Genomic DNA, 16,638 nt, shown 5'->3' with positions numbered 1-16,638 from the left:
ATTGCGGTAAGGAACTAGTTGCACGATAGAATCTTCACCAATAGAGCGTAACCCTGGAGAGTACCCGATGTTCCCGCAGTCGCTGGCCCGCCTCAAGCTTTCCCACAAATTCCTGCTGCTCGCCTTGCTGGCGCTGCTGATGACGGCCATTCCCACCTGGCTGTACCTGCACGAGAGCGGCAAGGCGCTGGCCAGCTACGAGGCCGAACTGGCCGGCATGCCCGCGGTGGCGCAGGTGCTGAAGGGAGTGCAGCTGGCGCAGCAGCATCGCGGCTTGTCCGGGGTGGTGCTGGCCGGTGGCGACGCGGAGGCGCGCCGCGCCGCCAAGCAGCGCGAGGCCGATGCCGCATTCGGCATCATCGACGGCGCCGTTGCCGCCACCGGCGACGCCAGCCTGGCCGCGCTGTGGGAAGGCGTACGGCGCGACTGGCAAGGCGTCGTCCGCGCCGTCGCCCGCAAGCAGATGACGGCGGCCGACAGTTTCACGGCGCATTCCTCCATCGTACAGCGCCTTATGCGGCTGCAGGAACTGATCGGCGACCATTACGGGCTGTCGCTCGACCCCGAGGCCGATACCTACGAGCTGCTGCAGGCGACGGTGTTCCAGATGCCGGCGCTGACCGAGGAACTGGGCAGGCTGCGGGCCCGTGCCTCGGTGCTGCTGACGCGGCACGAAGGCTCGGCCGAAGAGCGCTTTGCCGTTGCCGCGCTGCTGGCGCGTGCCGACGACCGGCTGGCGCAGACGATGAATGCGTTCGACAAGGCCGCGCGCGCCAATCCGCGCTTCGCCGCCGAGCTGGGCGCGCAGATGAAGGCCGGCGCCGACGGGGTGCGCGCGCTGACGCGGCGCGCCAGCGACGAGGTGGTGGCGCCGGCTGCGATCACGGCATCGTCCGACGCATTCTTCCAGGAAGCCACGCAGGCGATCGATGCGCTGTTCGCGCTGAACGACGCATCGCGCGCGGTACTGAACACCGTGTTCGCCGAGCGCATCGCCGCATTCGAGCGCATCCACGCACTGATGCTCGCGGCGCTGGCGGCCCTGGTGGCGCTGGCCGGTTCGGCCGGCCTTCTGATCGCGCGTTCGGTGACGGTGCCGATGAACCGCGCGGTCGAGGTGGCGCAGCGCGTGGCCGCCGGCGACCTGGCCAGCGACATCGACGTGGGACCGCCGGACGAGGTGGGGCAGATGCTGCGCGCACTGCGCGACATGAACGACAGCCTGCGGCGCATCGTCGGCGACGTGCGCGGGAGCGTCGATACGATCAGTTCGGCCACCGCCGACATTGCCAGCGGCAACGCCGACCTGTCGGCGCGCATCGAAGCGCAGGCTTCGAACCTGGAAGAGACGGCGTCGTCGATGGAGGAACTGACCGCCACCGTGCGGCAGAACGTGGAGCATGCGCAAGGAGCCAGCACACTGGTGCGCACGGCCAGCGCCATGGCGCAGCAGGGCAGCGACGTGGTGCTGCGCGTGGTGGACACGATGGGCGAGATCGATGCCAGCTCGCGCCGCATCGTGGACATCATCGCCGTGATCGACGGCATCGCGTTCCAGACCAATATCCTGGCGCTGAATGCGGCCGTGGAAGCGGCCCGCGCCGGCGAGCAGGGGCGCGGCTTTGCCGTCGTCGCCAGCGAGGTGCGCACGCTGGCGCAGCGCTCGGCCGCCGCCGCGAAGGAAATCAAGACGCTGATCGACGCCAGCGTCGACAAGGTCGGCGTCGGCAATGCGCTGGCCGGCAGCGCGGGCGAGGCGATGGCGAAGATCCTCGACAGCGTGGGCCGCGTGGCCGGGCTGGTGCAGGACATCGCCCAGGCCTCGGGCGAGCAGAGCTCGGGCATCGAGCAGGTGAACACGGCGATCATCCAGATCGACGGCGCCACCCAGCACAACGCCGCGCTGGTCGAACAGACCGCCGCCGCATCGGCCAGCCTGGAAGAACAGGCCCGCGCCCTGGTGCGGACGATGGGCGTGTTCCGGCTGGCCGCCTAGGACACTCTCGCCAGGAACGCGGCCAGCTCGCGGTTGACGTCGGCCGCGTGGGTGACCGGGGCCATGTGGCCGCCGGGCGTTTGCGCGGTGGTGGCATGGGGCAGGGCGGCGGCCAGGCGGGTAACGACGGCACGGGTGGAGGCGGGGCCGGCACGGCCGGACAACAGCAGCGCCGGCACGGCGATGGCGGCCATATCGGCCAGCGTGGCGGGCTCGCCGAGCAGCGCGGTAAAGTCGAGCCTGACCTTGGCGACTTGTGCGGCAAAGCGCGCGCGCACGGGCGCGGTCAGCGCATCGAAGGCGCCCGGGCCGTTCCAGTAATCGATGAAGCGGCGCGTCGCGTCTTCCGGCGTGACGGCCGTTTCGATCGCGGCGATCACGGCGCCGATCTCGGCGCGCTCCGCGTCGCTTTCGTCGAGCAGGTGGAAGGCGACCGGCTCGAACACGGCCAGCGACAGGATGCGGGCCGGCAACGTGCGGGCCAGCCGCAACGCGGTGGCGCCGCCATAGGAATGGCCGACCAGGTGGAACGGTTCGTCCGGCGCCAGGTGCGTTGCGAGCGCGGCCTGCACGGCCTCGACTTCATGCGCGAGCGAGAAATTGGCCCGCATCGCGTGATCCGGGAAGGGCGCCTTGCCGTAGCCCAGCAGGTCGAGCGCGAGGAAGCGATAGCTCCGTTCGTGCTCGCTCATCAGCGCGGCCCACTGGCTGCGCGAGCTCATCGAACTGTGCAGCAGCACGACGGCGGGACGGCGGTCGGGAAGTAAAGCGGCAGTGGTCATGGTGTTTTCGCGGTGTCGGCAGAGCGCGCATTATAGAACTGCCGCGCTTCTGGAACCATGCGAAAGACGACGACGCCGGGCCGGCGATCGTCGTCCAGTTGCGTCGTCCGCCGGCGCGTGCGGCCGCACCGCGCCGGCGGACGTTCATTCGGTCAAGAGGTCATCAGGCTTGCTTGCGCCGGCGGGCGACGGCGCCCACCAGGCCCAGGCCGGCCAGCATCATCGCGTAGGTGCCCGGTTCCGGCACCGGGCTGACGCTGATGTTGTCGACTGCCACGTCGAAGTCGGTGAAGCCGTACATGAAGCCCGGCTTGTAGGTCGTGAACGCGATCTCGTCGACGCCGGCCAGCACGCTGGCGAACGTGCGGTCGGTCGGCAGGTACGGCGTGCCGTCGGCCTCTTCGGCACCGTAGCCGCCCCAGCCGGACGGCAGGCCGATGGCCGAGGTATCGTCGATGGTGACCGAGAAGTGCTTCCAGCCTTCGTTCGCCGCATCGAGCGTGCCCACCGTGTACCAGACGCTGGTGTAAGGCAGGCCGTTGCCGGCGTTATCGTAATCGCGCAGTTCGAGCACCAGGTCGCGCGTGACGTCCTGGCCGAAGTAGTTGACCTGCTGGGTCAGCACGTCGATGCCGAACGTGACGGACGAGGTGGCCGTGTAGTCGCGCACGAACTCCGCGTTCGTGGTGTTGGCGAAGGTGATGCCGAAGTTGTTGATGATGGTGCGATAGGCCGGTGCGTCATTGCCCAGGGTGTTGTCGATACCGGAACCGCCATTCCCGTCCAGGGGTTGCGTTCCCTCCCAGCCCTGTGTGCCGGAAGAGAAATCCGTCGTGGCCGCGGCGGCGCTGCCCGCGGCGAGAGCCAATGCCAACACCATGTATGCCTGCTTCATCTTCATGTGCATTCCTTATCGTGGTTGATTTAAGCACCCTAATGCCGCGGCCGGGAGATCCGGCACGAACGACTTTTGGTCGATGCGGCGAACCCATTCTCGGCAGGTGCAAACCATGTGTCAAAGGAGAAACATGAATTATTTGTAACAAAGTGCCGTGCTTATACGGCTGTGTTCGGAAGGGAAGAGGACGGGGGAAATAAACTCTGGTAGCGCTAGCGCGAACAATGACGAAATACTGTGCTGTGCAGCCTGCGCCGCGGTGGACTGGCGGCTGGCGCTGCCTGGAACCGCAGTGACTTTATTCATGCAAGCCGGAGTGTCGCTCCGGCGCCACGGTCAATCCAGGCTGGCTTGCCGCAACGAGGCGGTCTTGTCTTCCAGCTCCAGCTTCAGCCGGGCAGCTTTCAGCGTGGCCACGTCGACTTTCGGCGGCGTGCTGACGAGCTGCACCTTGCCGCGCTGGCCATGGTCGATTTCCGCTGCGGGCAGCGTGAAATATTCCTTGACCACCTGCGGACGGCTTTCGATCACGGCTGGCATGGCTGCCACGGCACCGGTGTCGGTCCCGGTGCCACTGCCGGTATCGGCGGGAACCGATTCGACGATGGCGCAAGGCCTGTCGGACAACATCGTGGCGCCATTCGGATCGATGCACTTGTAGATCTGGTCGTTTGCGACGGCGCCCGAGCCGGCCAGTACGGCCAGGCCGAGTGCGGCGGGAATGATGAAGCGACGCATGATTTACCTCCTGTTCAAGCGATGGAGGGAGTGTGCGCCGCGGGCGCGCGCGGGTCTGTTCGCCAACCCACGGTCGCCCGGAGGACCAGTCCTACAGCGGCATGCGTGATTGTCCGGGCTGCTTACCCGGTCGCTGCCGGCCTTACACCCGGCCGTGTTCGCGCAGCAGGCGTTCCCAGGCCGGGACGGCGGCGCTCCAGAACCCGTCGATGGTCTCGGCCGCAACGTGCAGGCCGAGGAAGCGGGCGGCGGGGATCAGGCTTTGCGCCAGCAGTTGCGCCGGCGGCGCGCCGTTGTCGAAGGCCGCCGCGCCGGTCTGTTTCGACAGTTTCTCGCCATCGGCATTGGCGACCACGGGCACGTGCAGGTAGCGCGGGTGGGGCACGCCCAGCAGTTCCTGCAGGTACAGCTGGCGGGGCGTGGAATCGAGCAGGTCGGCGCCGCGGACGATGTCGGTGATGCCCTGCGCGGCATCGTCGACGACGACCGCCAGTTGATAGGCCCAGAAGCCGTCGGCGCGGCGGATCACGAAATCGCCCACCTCGGCCGTGATGTCCTGCTCGACATGGCCATGCCAGCGGTCGTCGAAACCGATCACGCGCGCGGGGTGCTGCGGCGTGCGCAGGCGCAGCGCGCGCGGTGCCTTGCCCGGCGCCAGGCCGGCGCGGCAGGTGCCTGGATAGACCGGCGTCGCAGTGTGCGGCAGGCCGGGGCGCCCCTGCAGGTGCGCCCGGAGGCTGGTTTGCGAGTCGGCGATTTCCCTGCGCGAGCAGCCGCACGGGTAGACATGCTGTGCCAGTTGCGCCAGCGCCGTCTCGTACAGGGGCTCGCGGCGCGTTTGCCATGTCACCTCGCCATCCCATGCCATGCCGCAGCGGCGCAGCGAGGCGAGGATGTGCTCGTCGGCGCCGGGCACGTTGCGGTCGCGGTCGAGGTCCTCGATACGCACCAGCCACTGGCCGCCGTGCACCTTCGCATCGAGGTAGCTCGCCATCGCCGCGACGAGCGAGCCGAGGTGCAGCGGGCCGGTGGGGGAGGGGGCGAAGCGGCCGCGATACGGTGTCATCCTGGAGGGCATACTGGGGACCATGCTGGGCGTCGTACGGAAAGTCATGCGGGCAGTATCGGGGAACCGGCCGCGGGGCGTCAACCGGCGGGCCGGACCCGTTCGGTGGCGAAGACCAGCATGCCGGCGGCCGGGAACAGCAGGCCCGTCATCAGCACGCCCTGCCAGCCATGGTGGGCATACATCCAGCCGCCCGCCGAGGAGCCAAGCGCACCGCCCATGAAGAAGATCGCCATGTACAGGCCGTTCAGGCGCGAACGCACGTCGGCGCTGAGCGCGTACAGGGCCCGCTGGCCGGTGACGAGGCTGGCGGAGACGGCGCCGTCGAGCACGATCGCGGCCACCACCAGCAAGCCCAGTTCGAACATGCGGCCGCCATGCACCAGCAGCGGGACGGCGAGCGACAGCACGGCGGCCACCAGCGCGATGGCCGTCGTCGAGCGGGACTTGCCCTGGTCGGCGCGGCGGCCGGCGACCGGCGACGCGAGGGCGCCGGCCACGCCGGCCAGTGCGAAGAGCGCGATGCCCGATTGCGACAGGCCGAAGGCGGGGCTGGCCAGGATCAGCGGCACGGTGGTCCAGAACAGGCTGAACGCGCCGAACATGCAGAACTGGTAGGCGGCGCGGCGGCGCAGGATCGGCGTCGTCTTCAGCAGGTACCACAGCGATGCCAGCAATGCCGGATAGGTGTGCTGCGCGGCGCCCGCCTGCGCCGGATCGCGCTGCGGCAGGCGGCGCTTGAGCAGCAGCGCCAGGCCGGCCATGACCAGTGCCGAGAGCACGAAGATCGCGTGCCAGTCCAGCGCATCGGCGACGAGGCCGGCCACGGGCCGCGCCAGCATGATCCCCAGCATCAGTCCGCTGACGACCGTACCCACCGTCTGGCCGCGCGTTTCCGGCCGCGCCAGGTGCGACGCGAACGGCACGATGACCTGTGCCGCCACCGAGCCCATGCCGATGCAGAACATCGCCGCGAGGAACAGGACCGCGCTGGTGCTGAAGGCGGCGACGGCCAGTGCGCATGCGGTGCCCGCCAGCGCCGTGACGATCAGCCGGCGGTTCTCGACCAGGTCGCCGAGCGGCACGATGAAGATCATGCCGAGGCAGTAGCCCAACTGCGTGAGCGTGACGATCAGGCCGGCCGCTCCGGGATGCAGCCCCGTTGCCTGGCTGATCGGCCCGATCAGCGGCTGCGCGTAATACAGGTTGGCGACGATCAGGCCGGTGGCCGTGGCCATCAGCCACACCATCGCGGCGGAAATATCGTGTTGTCCGTGTTGTTCTTGTTGTTCTTGCTGTTTCGTGTGCACTGCCATTCCTTGTTGATGCCGATAACGCAATAGTTGCCCAAGACCGGACTTGGCGTACGGTTTTGGGCAATATTTTCAGCCGGTACTTTTTGACAGGCCTTGGGGCGATCCCAAGGCCAGGGCGCGCTAGCCGCGCAGGATGTCGCCGAGGATTTCGTACGAGCGCAGCCGGGCGCGGTGGTCGTGGATCTGCGAGGTGACCATCAGTTCGTCGGGCTGGGTGCTGGCGATGAAGGCGTTCAGCTGGGCGGCGACGGTGGCGGGCGAGCCGGTGGCAGTGCAGGACAGCACGGAGTCGAGCATCGCGTTTTCCTGCGGGCCGAGGGTGCTGCGGTAGTCGGCCATCGGCGGTGGCAGTTTCGACGGGCGGCCGGTGCGCAGGTTGACGAAGGCTTGCTGCATCGACGTGGCGAGGAACTGCGCCTGCTCGTCGGTATCGGCGGCGAACACGTTATAGCCCAGCATGACGTAGGGCTTGGCGAGCTGCGCCGAGGGCTTGAAGTTGCTGCGGTAGAAGTGAACCGCCTGCATCATCATCTGCGGCGCAAAGTGCGAGGCGAAGGCGTAGGGCAGGCCGAGATGCGCGGCGAGCTGGGCGCCGAACAGGCTCGAACCCAGGATCCACAGCGGCACCCTGGCACCCTGGCCCGGCACGGCCAGCACGCGCTGGCGCGGCGAGTCGCTCATGTAGTCCTGCAGTTCCAGCACGTCCTGCGGGAATTCGTCGGCATCGGAGCCGAGGTTGCGGCGCAGTGCCCGCGCGGTGGTCTGGTCGGAGCCGGGAGCGCGGCCCAGGCCCAGGTCGATGCGGCCCGGGAACAGCGCTTCCAGCGTGCCGAACTGCTCGGCAATCACCAGCGGCGAGTGGTTCGGCAGCATGATGCCGCCGGCACCGACACGGATCGTGCTCGTGCCACCGGCCACGTGGGCGATGACGACGGCGGTGGCGGCGCTGGCGATGCCCGGCATGCCGTGGTGCTCGGCCAGCCAGAAACGGTTGAAGCCCCAGCGTTCGCCGTGCTGCGCCAGGTCCAGCGTGTTGCGCAGCGATTCACCGGCGTGGCTGCCTTCGGCGATCGGGGAAAGATCGAGAATTGAAAGAGGAATATTTGGTGGAGTCATCGGAGTAATCAGGGGAAATTTCCCACCTGACCGGCGGGCCCCTGCCTTTCATGCAAAGTTCCGCCTGGAGCAAAACCGGATGGGTTTGATCAAACGGTGTCGTGCATTGTGGCACGGCTGGCGCGTTCCTGCAGGAGGGCGCGCAGCTGGGCGGGGGCCAGCGGCTTGACGATGTGCCGGTGGAAACCCGCGGCGCGCGAATCCTGCTGGTCTTTTTCCTGGCCCCAGCCGGTGACGGCCACCAGCATGCAATCGCGCTGGCGCGGGTCGGCGCGCAGCCGGCGCGCCAGTTCGTAGCCATCCATGCGCGGCATGCCGATGTCGAGGAAGGCGATCTGCGGTTCGAACGTGTCGGCGCTGCGCAGCGCCGACAGGCCGTCGTAGCACACCGTGACCGTTTGCCCGGCCGCGATCAGCAGCGTGCGCAGCGTGTTGGCGTGGTCGATGTTGTCGTCGGCCACCAGCACGCGCAGCGGCGGCAGTGGCGCCGTGCCGGCATCGTCGTCCTGTGCCGGCACGGCTCCGTCGAGCGCTACCGGCAGTTCCAGCGCGAACGTGCTGCCCAGGTCCTTGCCAGGGCTGGACGCGGTCAGCGCGCCGCCATGCAGTTCGACCAGCCGGCGCGCCAGCGACAGGCCGATGCCCAGCCCCGCCTGCGCGCGGCCCAGCGAGCGGTCGGCCTGGTAGAAGATGTCGAAGACCTGCGGCAGCACGTCGGCGGCGATGCCGATGCCGTTGTCGCTGATCTCGATGCGCACGCGGTCCGGCTCGTGCAGGCGTACCGCGTGCAAGGCGATGCGTCCGCCATTGGGCGTGTACTTGGCAGCGTTGTTCAGCAGGTTGGACAGCACCTGCGCCAGGCGGGTGGGATCGCCGTGCAGCGCGACCGGCTGGTCCGGCATGTCGACCGACAGCGCGTGCCGCCGCTGCGCGATCAGCGGGCCGGACGTTTCCAGCGAATGGGCGACCACGTCCTGCAGCACGACCGGCTCGGCACGGATGCCCAGCTTGCCGGTGGTGATGCGCGACACGTCGAGCAAGTCGTCCACCAGCCGCACCATCTGCTTCAGCTGGCGGCCGATGATGTCGAGCACGTTCGGCGGCGGCGGCTTGCCGGGCCCGCCCAGGCGCATGATCTCCAGCGCGTTGACGAGCGGCGCCATCGGATTGCGCAGCTCGTGCGCCAGCGTGGCGAGGAACTCGTCCTTGCGCAGGTCGGCGGCCTGCAGCGCTTCCTGGGCCGCGCGGCGTTCGCGCAGTTCGTTGTCGGCGCGGCCACGCGCGTCGTCCAGCGCGGCGGCGGCGCGCAGCAGCGAATCGGCCACCTGCTGGGCTTCGGAAAAATCCACCACGGCGGGCTGCACGTGCTGCCCGGTGCCCAGCGCGGTGGCCGGTCCGATCAGCGCCTGCACCGAATGGGCGATGCGTCCGCCGACCAGCCACGCCATGCCCAGGCCGAGGGCCAGGATCACCACGGTGGCGATGATCAGCGATTCCAGCGTGCGCATCAGCCCGGCCGCCAGGTTCGCATGGGGAATGCCGAGCGAGACGCCCCAGCCGGACTTGGTGGAGCGGCTGTACAGCATCACGACCGGGTTGCCGTCGACCGTGGAGCCTTCGAACGTGTCTTCCTGCTGGCGGCGCATGCGCTCGACCAGGTCGGGGGCGGGCAGGGTGCCGCGGTAGCGCTCGATGTCGACATTGCGGGCGACGATGCGCAGCCCGTCATCCAGGACCGATGCGCGCCACGTGGCCGGGATCTGCTGGTCGCGCAGGATGGCGCCGAGCGCCGCCGGCAGCACCTGCGCCGCCAGCACATAGCGCACCACGCCGCCGCGCACGACCGGGACGCCGACCGTGATCGTCTGGCCGTCGGCGCCACCGGCTGTCAGGCCCGTCACGACCGGCTGCGCGGTGCGCATCACGTCGCGCAGCAGCGCCGCATTGCCGGCGGCGACGGGAGAGGAGCCGGCCGCGGTATTCATCAGCTGGCGCCGGGTTGGCGCGTCGTACAACACGATTTCCGTGATCGGCAGGATCGCGTGGACATTGGTGGCCTGCCGCCGGAATTCGGCGATGTCGGTCTCGTCGATATCGTCCGATACGGACAGGGCCGACAGGGCGGTGATGACGGTGTCGAAATCGCGGTCCACCACCGATACCATCGAGCGCGCCGTGGCCATCGCCTCGCCCAGCAGGCTGGCACGCTCGACGCGGTAGTGGTCGTAGATCAGGAATGCCGAGACGATGGCGGCGGGCAGCACGCAGCTCAGCACCAGCAATGCCAGCCGAAAACGGATGGTAGGCAGGCGCGGGTGGACGTGGGATGGCAGCTGACCGGGGCTTGTCTGCACGAGATATGGAGGTGCGTGTACACTCGTTAATAGTTGTATCACGTTACCATAAGCTTGTGTCCGATGACAGCGGGCAATGCGCGAACCGCCGCACCTGTTGCGGGCCACCACGACCAATCCTGACATGACAATGCTGAAAAAAGCCACGCTGGTTTCATTGCTGCCAATGTTTTTCCACGCCGCCGCCCCGGCCGCACCGAGCCCTGTCGCGCTGGCGACGGCCGAACATGCCCGCACCGCTTACCACGGCAAGGTGATCGACAGCCTGGCGCGGATGGTGAGTTTCAACACGGTCGCGCAGGAGGGTGTGCCGTGCGAACGCAATGCGCAGCACATGGCGTTCAAGCGTTATCTGCGCGAGGAGGCCGGGCGCCTGGGCTTCGATGTCGACGATGCCGGCTGCGTGCTTGTCATCGGTTACGGCAAAGGCAGCGAGCGCGTCGGCATCGTCACGCATGGCGACGTGCAGCCCGTCGACCCGTCGAAGTGGCAGCAGTCGCCGTTCACGCTGGACCGCACCAGCGAGCCCGGCCTCCTGGTGGGCCGCGGTACCGAGGACGACAAGGGGCCGATCGCCACCGCGCTGTATGCGATGAAGGCGATCAGCGACCGCAAGGTGCCGCTGACCAAGCGTATCGAGCTGTACGTCTACATGGCCGAAGAATCGGACTGGGGGCCGCTGGAAGCCTACCTGAAGACGCATACGCCGCCGCAGGTGAGCATCACGCTCGATGCCGAGTACCCGGCGGTGACGGCCGAAAAGGGTTGGGGGCTGGTCACCGTGGCACTGCCGAAGCAGCCGGCACCGGTGGCCACCGGTGCCGCGGTGACGTCGTTCACCGGCGGCTTTTTCAACAGCCAGATCCCCGAGGACGCTGTGGCGGTGATCGACGGCGCCACGCCGGAACTGGAGGAGCGCATCCGTGCGCGCGCCGCCGGCCAGAAAGGGATGCGCTACGGATTCGTGCGCACCGGCCCGCAGTTGAAGGTCACGGCGAAAGGCGTGTCGGCGCACTCGTCCAAGCCTGAGGATGGCGTCAACGCGATCGCGATGCTGGCCGATGCGCTGGCGGTACAGCCATGGACGGGCACGACCGCGGGCACGATGGTGTCGTTCGTCAACGACCTGGTCGGGACCGGCCTTTACGGCGAAAAATTCGGCCAGGTGGCGTATCGCGACGATTTCATGGGACCGATGACGGTGGCGCCGGTGGTGCTGAAGGCAAATGGCGATGCGCTGGAACTGAACCTGAACCTGCGCCGCCCGCGCGGCAAGACGGGCCCCGAACTGGAGCGTCAATTCCATGCCGCGTTCGACGGCTGGAAGGCGGCCCGCGCACCGCAGGCAACGCTGAAAGCGCAGATCGGCGAACCGTGGGTGCGCGACGATGCGCCGCAGGTACCGGTGCTGCTCGATGTGTTCAGTCATTACACGGGCGCACGCGATGCAAAGCCGGTATCGATCGGCGGCGGCACCAATTCGCGCCTGTTTCCGAATGCGGTGAGTTTCGGGCCAGGCATGCCGGGCGCCGTGTATACCGGTCACTCGGAGCATGAGTTCATCAGCGAGAAACAGCTGTCGCTGAATCTGCAGATGTATACGGCGGTACTGGTCGAACTGGCCAGATAAGGGATTGTGCGACCCCGCCATGAATATTCATCCTTGAGATTGAATCAATGAAATATTAACCAGTGAAGTTTTAACGAGTGAAGTTTTAAAGAGTGAAGTTTAAAGATAACGTTTAAACCACTGGAGCTGTCATGATCGAATGGATAATGCGCCGTTATCGCATGACATAACGCCAGCACTGCTGGCATAAGCAGCAAGATTATCGAATCAGTCATTCGGCCGGAATTGAAACAAATTGTTGTTTCAATCCGGCCGATTTCATTCGTGCGGCACAAATAAATTTCCTCAGCGCGCAAATTCATTTACCATCAGCAACAGAGCCGTCCCCACGCGGTCGCCAGCCACTGCCCGGCTGACTCTAGGGCATTCACTGTTCATCGTTGTCGGATCAATGCCGGCCTTTTATCGAAGGCCGGCCGGGGATTTGCATGCTGCGCTACCTGACTTTTACCGTTGCCTTATTGATTTCCTGGTCCGCCAACAGTATGGAAATGAATGTCCCCAACGCGGTCGCCACCGCGGAACCAATCGAATTGAAGCCGGTACCCCGGCGTGGCGCGTTGTACCGGGTCCGGCACGACGGCAAGACCAGCTACCTGTTCGGCACCATCCATGTGGGCAAGCAGGGCTTTTTCCCGCTGGAGCCGGAAGTGACGCGGGCGCTCGACCATGCCAGCTCGCTGGTGCTGGAAATCGATACGCGTCACCACGAGCCGTTCCAGGTCGCGCTGGCGAAGTATGGCAACTATCCCGCCGGCGAATCGATCACGCGCCACCTGTCGCCGGGGGCGCTGGCGCGGCTGGAAAAGGCGCTTGCCAAGGCCGGCATTGCCATGCGCAATGTCGAAGGTTACCGGCCGTGGCTGGTGGCAAACATCCTCGTTGGCAGCGAGATCGAAAAGCACGGTTATCACCGCAGCAACGGCGTCGAAGGTTTCCTGCTGTCCGCCGCCGTGAAGCAGAAGAAGACCGTGCGCGAGCTGGAAACGGCGGACTATCAGCTCAGCCTGTTCGCTTCGCTGGACGATGCGCAACAGGAAAAATACCTCATCGAAAACCTGGACGACCTGGATAACGGCAAGGCCCTGCAGAAGTCGGCCGGCCTGATCGATGCTTGGAGTACCGCCGACGCGGCGCGCATCGCTGCGCTGGCACGCGAGCTGACGACGGGCGACACGGTATCGGCCACGTTCATGGACCGCACGCTGCTGCGACAGCGCAACCCGCAAATGACCGCCCACATCGAAGAGATCATGCGCAGCGACGAGGTGGCTTTCGTCGGCATCGGATTGCTGCACCTCGTTGGCGAGGAAAGCGTGCCGGAGCTGCTGCGGCGCCGCGGCTACGATGTTGAGAAGATGTACTGATCGCCTGGTAGTGTTGCAGTTGCATCGATCCCCTTTACACTGATCCGCTTGCACTGATCCGCTTGCACTGATCTTCTTGCATTGATCCTCCTGCACTGATCTTCTTGTACCGGCTCCCTCGCTGCCCCCTGATTGCCGCGCCAGCCGCCTGCCTCCAGGTGCCCGCTGGCGCGGCAGCCGATCTCGCAATCCCGCGTCCTCCATTCGATAGTGCAGTTTTCGCCGCGCCTGCCCGGCCCGGCTTCCGGCTGCCTGTGCTTGCCCGTCCCGGGCTCCGTTCCCGCTTTAGCGTTGGCTACCCATACCTCACCGTGTGCGAGGTGGGCTTTGATGCAAATCAAACTGTATAGTCCGGTGCAGCTTGATAATTAGATATTAGATAACTATAAGGCGCGATATGCTCAAGCATCGGACGGAAGCGGTGATTGCGGACCTTGTCGAGGCCGCGCATGGCGGGCAGGCCGGCCGGAGCGGGCGGCGCAAGCGCCATGTGCTACGCCAGGCGCTGTACGCGCTGGTACGGCTGGCGAAGGTGGAACAACTGGTGGACATGCGGCTCGATGCCGAACGCGCCACGGGCGGCATGGTCGGCGCGGGCCAGCGCCGCCAGACGAAAGCGCTGCTGCGCAAGATCGGCATGGACGTGGATGCCGACCAGGCGCGCTTGGAACGCGACTGGGCAGCTGCACGGGACGCCAAGCCGGTCTCGTCCGCGAAGGCTGCCCGGAACGAGCAGATTTTTCGACGGGACGCGAACCCCGTATCGTCAGCGAATGCTGCTCAGGGCGAAAAAAATTTTCGCAGTGTTGAAAACGATTGCGGGAAGACTTGACTGCGGGATCAGTTGGCAACCTTGCGGTTGGCCCACAGTGCCCACAGCAGCGTGGAAGTGACGATGGCGGCCGTGCAATCGACCAGCCAGTCGCCGATGGCGCCGTGGCGATAGGGCAGGAAACTCTGCACCACTTCATCCACGGTGCCCATCGCGGCGATCGTCAGCACGGCTTTCGCAGCGCGTTGCGCCGGGGTGCCGGTACTGCCGGTAAAGATCAGGAAAGTCAGCACCGCATAAGCACAGGAATGCAGCACGACGCCGGATGCGACTTCAGCGGCATCCGCCCGGGCGCCGGGAATCGAACCGATGATGACGATCAGCGCGAACAGCGCCATCGCACCCCAGTAGCGCAGGCGCGCATAAGCGGGAGTCAGCAGCAGGAGATGAAGAAGTTTCAGCACGGCGGGCAGTGGAATTGGCAAAAGCGTAACGATAGCACGGCCGAGAAAAAAGAGCCCGCCGTTGCGGCGGGCTCAAACCCTGTTCGGGCCAAGAGACCAATAAGTGGTGCAGGAATCGATCGGTGCAGGAATCGATCGGTGCAGGAATCGATCGGTGCAGGAATCGATCGGTGCAGGAACAACGCTGAAAAGCCGTGCATTCGCGGAATCAAGGTTCGGATCGGTGCGGATCGGGATCTGGGACGATGAAACCGGAATGCGAATTCAAAAGAGGTGTGCCGAAGCACACCAGGTCTGCCACCACGCATATCGGTTGCATGTGTGGCAGATGGGTCGAGTATAAGGAAGACTTGTGACGGCGCCATGACAACGCGCAAACCCGGTGCGATACGCCAGCGATAGTCCTGGCGATAGAAGCGTGCAAACAGTATCGGCAAAAAAAAAGCCCGCTGATTCGGCGGGCTTCAAACTATTATCTTGGAGGAGAATAGTGGAGACAGGTGCAATTATGCTGCAGCGCCACATATACGTCCAATTTTGAATTTCGATAATAGATATGCAAATGGCGAATATCTCATCAGTGCGCTGTAAGGGCTTCGTTAAAGGATGACGGCCTCGTCGGGCAGCTGATTGGGGCGCGAGCCGTCGGAAGGGAAGTGCCGCTGAAGCAGGTCGGCAAGCTGGTGCAGTGCTGCCACGGTCCCTTCGCGGAACTCGCCGCGCTTGTAGGCCTCGGTCATCGTACTGCAGACGGCCTGCCATTCCGCTTCGGCGATCCGGCGGCCTACATTGCGGTCGGCCACGATGTCCACCGCGTGATCCGCCAGGTTCACGTAGATCAGCACCCCGCAGTTTTCTTCCGTATCCCACACGCCGTATTGTGCGAACAGCGCGCGGGCGCGATCCCGGTTTGTCATGCCATCGAGCGCGGCGCCGAACGGCAGCGCCGGTTCCACCACCAGCCGGACTTCGGCGCGGTGGCGGCGTTCGCCATCCCCGATCGCGGCGGCAATCGCTTGCAATGCCGCTTCGGGGAAGCAGCGCCGGCCCGTGCCGGCACCCGTCATCAAGTGGCGCAACGCGCGGCGCCAGCGTGCAATCGCATCCATTACCAGTCTCCCGAGGCGCCGCCGCCATCGAAGGTGCCGCCGCCACCGCCACCGAATCCACCGCCACCGAATCCACCGCCGCCAAAGCCGCCACCACGGTGGGCGCTGCCCAGTGCACTGCCGAGCGCGCTGCCGATCAGCACGCCCGCGGCATTCGAGCCCCAGCCGGAGCGATGCAGGCTGCTGCTGCGCCCGCGGCCGCGAAACATCGGCAACAGGATGAAGACGCCGAACAGGATCGCCGGCCATACCCATCCACCGATGCCGTCCGCCTGGGCCTGCCGCTGGGTTGACTGCTGTTGCGGCGCCGGGAAATGTTCCTTGTCCAGCAAGGTGGCGATGGCGGACACCCCTGCTGTCAAGCCGCCGTAGTAATCGTTGTTACGAAAGTGCGGCGCGATCACGTCCTGCAGCACGCGCTTCGACTGGGCATCGGTCAGCACGCCTTGGACGCCGCGGCCCGCCTCGATGCGCAGGCGGCGCAGCGAAGAGGGATTATCCTTCGCCACCACCAGCAATACGCCATCGTCGACGCCCTTGCGGCCCAGTTTCCAGGCATCGGTGACGCGGATGCTGTACTGTTCGATCGGCTCCGGGGCCGTGCTGTTCACGGTGAGGACCGCGATCTGGCTGCCGGTGCGCGTTTCGTAATCGGCGAGCACGGCTTCGAGCGCGCCGCGCTGCTGGGCCGTCAGCATGCCGGCCTGGTCCGTAACGCGGGCCGACAGTTCGGGGACCGGTACGAATGGATCGGCCTGCGCCGGACTGGCCGCCTGTGCCCGCGCCGCCTCGACGAACAGCAGCGCAAAGCACAGCAGGATCACCAGCAGCGTGTAACGCACCAGCCAATGGCCGAGCCAGCTTTTCGATGGCCTGGGCACCAGGCGGCGCAAGCCGCGCCGGCGGCCGGCGTCGTGCACTTCGCGCTCGCTGGTGTTCTCGGCGGTACCCAGCCACTTGCCTTCGGAAGGATGTTCGCGCGTGCGCCGCCGCGGGGCGGCGGGTGGTGCGGGTTTGTCCTGCGGACCCA

At 66.3% G+C, this 16,638-nt stretch carries 14 protein-coding genes; 4 read left to right on the top strand and 10 right to left on the bottom strand.

Going from position 1 to position 16,638, the window contains the following annotated elements; genetic code table 11:
* The first annotated feature begins 67 nt into the window (after window positions 1–67).
* On the top strand, window positions 68–1,996 hold the full coding sequence (locus tag FHS02_RS31975) for a methyl-accepting chemotaxis protein (protein WP_137316466.1): 1,929 nt from the start codon (window positions 68–70) through the stop codon (window positions 1,994–1,996).
* Here the strand turns inward: FHS02_RS31975 and FHS02_RS21080 are convergent.
* The 7 genes from FHS02_RS21080 to FHS02_RS21050 all read right to left on the bottom strand — a co-directional run bounded on the left by FHS02_RS21080 (window position 1,993) and on the right by FHS02_RS21050 (window position 10,188).
* A complete protein-coding gene (locus FHS02_RS21080; RefSeq protein WP_137316467.1) occupies window positions 1,993–2,778 on the bottom strand; it encodes an alpha/beta fold hydrolase in 786 nt (261 codons plus the stop codon). The two genes, FHS02_RS31975 and FHS02_RS21080, sit on opposite strands and share 4 nt — an antisense overlap.
* A 163-nt stretch (window positions 2,779–2,941) precedes the next feature.
* A complete protein-coding gene (locus FHS02_RS21075) occupies window positions 2,942–3,679 on the bottom strand; it encodes a PEPxxWA-CTERM sorting domain-containing protein (RefSeq protein WP_137316468.1) in 738 nt (245 codons plus the stop codon).
* Between the two features lie 333 nt (window positions 3,680–4,012).
* Complete coding sequence (locus FHS02_RS21070; RefSeq protein ID WP_137316469.1) at window positions 4,013–4,414, bottom strand: DUF4124 domain-containing protein; 402 nt, start codon at window positions 4,412–4,414, stop codon at window positions 4,013–4,015.
* A 142-nt stretch (window positions 4,415–4,556) separates the two neighbouring features.
* Complete coding sequence (gene gluQRS / locus FHS02_RS21065; RefSeq protein WP_137317709.1) at window positions 4,557–5,480, bottom strand: tRNA glutamyl-Q(34) synthetase GluQRS; 924 nt, start codon at window positions 5,478–5,480, stop codon at window positions 4,557–4,559.
* An 80-nt stretch (window positions 5,481–5,560) separates the two neighbouring features.
* A complete protein-coding gene (locus tag FHS02_RS21060) occupies window positions 5,561–6,730 on the bottom strand; it encodes an MFS transporter (RefSeq protein WP_137317710.1) in 1,170 nt (389 codons plus the stop codon).
* Window positions 6,731–6,916: 186 nt separating this feature from the next.
* Complete coding sequence (locus FHS02_RS21055; RefSeq protein WP_137316470.1) at window positions 6,917–7,912, bottom strand: LLM class flavin-dependent oxidoreductase; 996 nt, start codon at window positions 7,910–7,912, stop codon at window positions 6,917–6,919.
* An 89-nt stretch (window positions 7,913–8,001) separates the two neighbouring features.
* Window positions 8,002–10,188, bottom strand: a complete 2,187-nt coding sequence (locus tag FHS02_RS21050) for a hybrid sensor histidine kinase/response regulator (protein ID WP_137316471.1) — start codon at window positions 10,186–10,188, stop codon at window positions 8,002–8,004.
* A 202-nt stretch (window positions 10,189–10,390) separates the two neighbouring features.
* On the opposite strand from FHS02_RS21050, the gene FHS02_RS21045 reads away from it, so the two are divergent.
* The 3 genes from FHS02_RS21045 (at window position 10,391) to FHS02_RS21035 (ending at window position 14,095) form a co-directional block, all read left to right on the top strand.
* Window positions 10,391–11,896 (top strand): dipeptidase, encoded by a 1,506-nt coding sequence (locus FHS02_RS21045; protein WP_229430113.1) that lies wholly within the window; start codon window positions 10,391–10,393, stop codon window positions 11,894–11,896.
* A 491-nt stretch (window positions 11,897–12,387) separates the two neighbouring features.
* Complete coding sequence (locus FHS02_RS21040; RefSeq protein WP_137316472.1) at window positions 12,388–13,263, top strand: TraB/GumN family protein; 876 nt, start codon at window positions 12,388–12,390, stop codon at window positions 13,261–13,263.
* 397 nt (window positions 13,264–13,660) lie between these two features.
* Window positions 13,661–14,095, top strand: a complete 435-nt coding sequence (locus FHS02_RS21035; protein WP_137316473.1) for a hypothetical protein — start codon at window positions 13,661–13,663, stop codon at window positions 14,093–14,095.
* A gap of 8 nt (window positions 14,096–14,103) precedes the next feature.
* Here the strand turns inward: FHS02_RS21035 and FHS02_RS21030 are convergent, their stop codons facing one another.
* From FHS02_RS21030 to FHS02_RS21020, 3 genes are all read right to left on the bottom strand, one after another.
* Window positions 14,104–14,520, bottom strand: coding sequence for a VanZ family protein (locus FHS02_RS21030; RefSeq protein ID WP_229422384.1), 417 nt, complete (start codon window positions 14,518–14,520; stop codon window positions 14,104–14,106).
* A 578-nt stretch (window positions 14,521–15,098) separates the two neighbouring features.
* Entirely contained in the window at window positions 15,099–15,608 is a 510-nt protein-coding gene (locus tag FHS02_RS21025; protein WP_137316474.1) for a TPM domain-containing protein, read from the bottom strand.
* Window positions 15,608–16,429, bottom strand: coding sequence for a TPM domain-containing protein (locus FHS02_RS21020; protein ID WP_371861489.1), 822 nt, complete (start codon window positions 16,427–16,429; stop codon window positions 15,608–15,610). The genes FHS02_RS21025 and FHS02_RS21020 overlap by 1 nt, the downstream gene beginning before the upstream one ends.
* Window positions 16,430–16,638: the final 209 nt, after the last annotated feature.

It is taken from the genome of Pseudoduganella umbonata, from assembly GCF_014192225.1.
Taxonomy (GTDB): Bacteria; Pseudomonadota; Gammaproteobacteria; order Burkholderiales; family Burkholderiaceae_D; genus Rugamonas; species Rugamonas umbonata.
The sequence above is the reverse complement of the archived record's forward strand: the minus strand, read 5'-3'. Positions and strand labels throughout refer to the sequence as shown.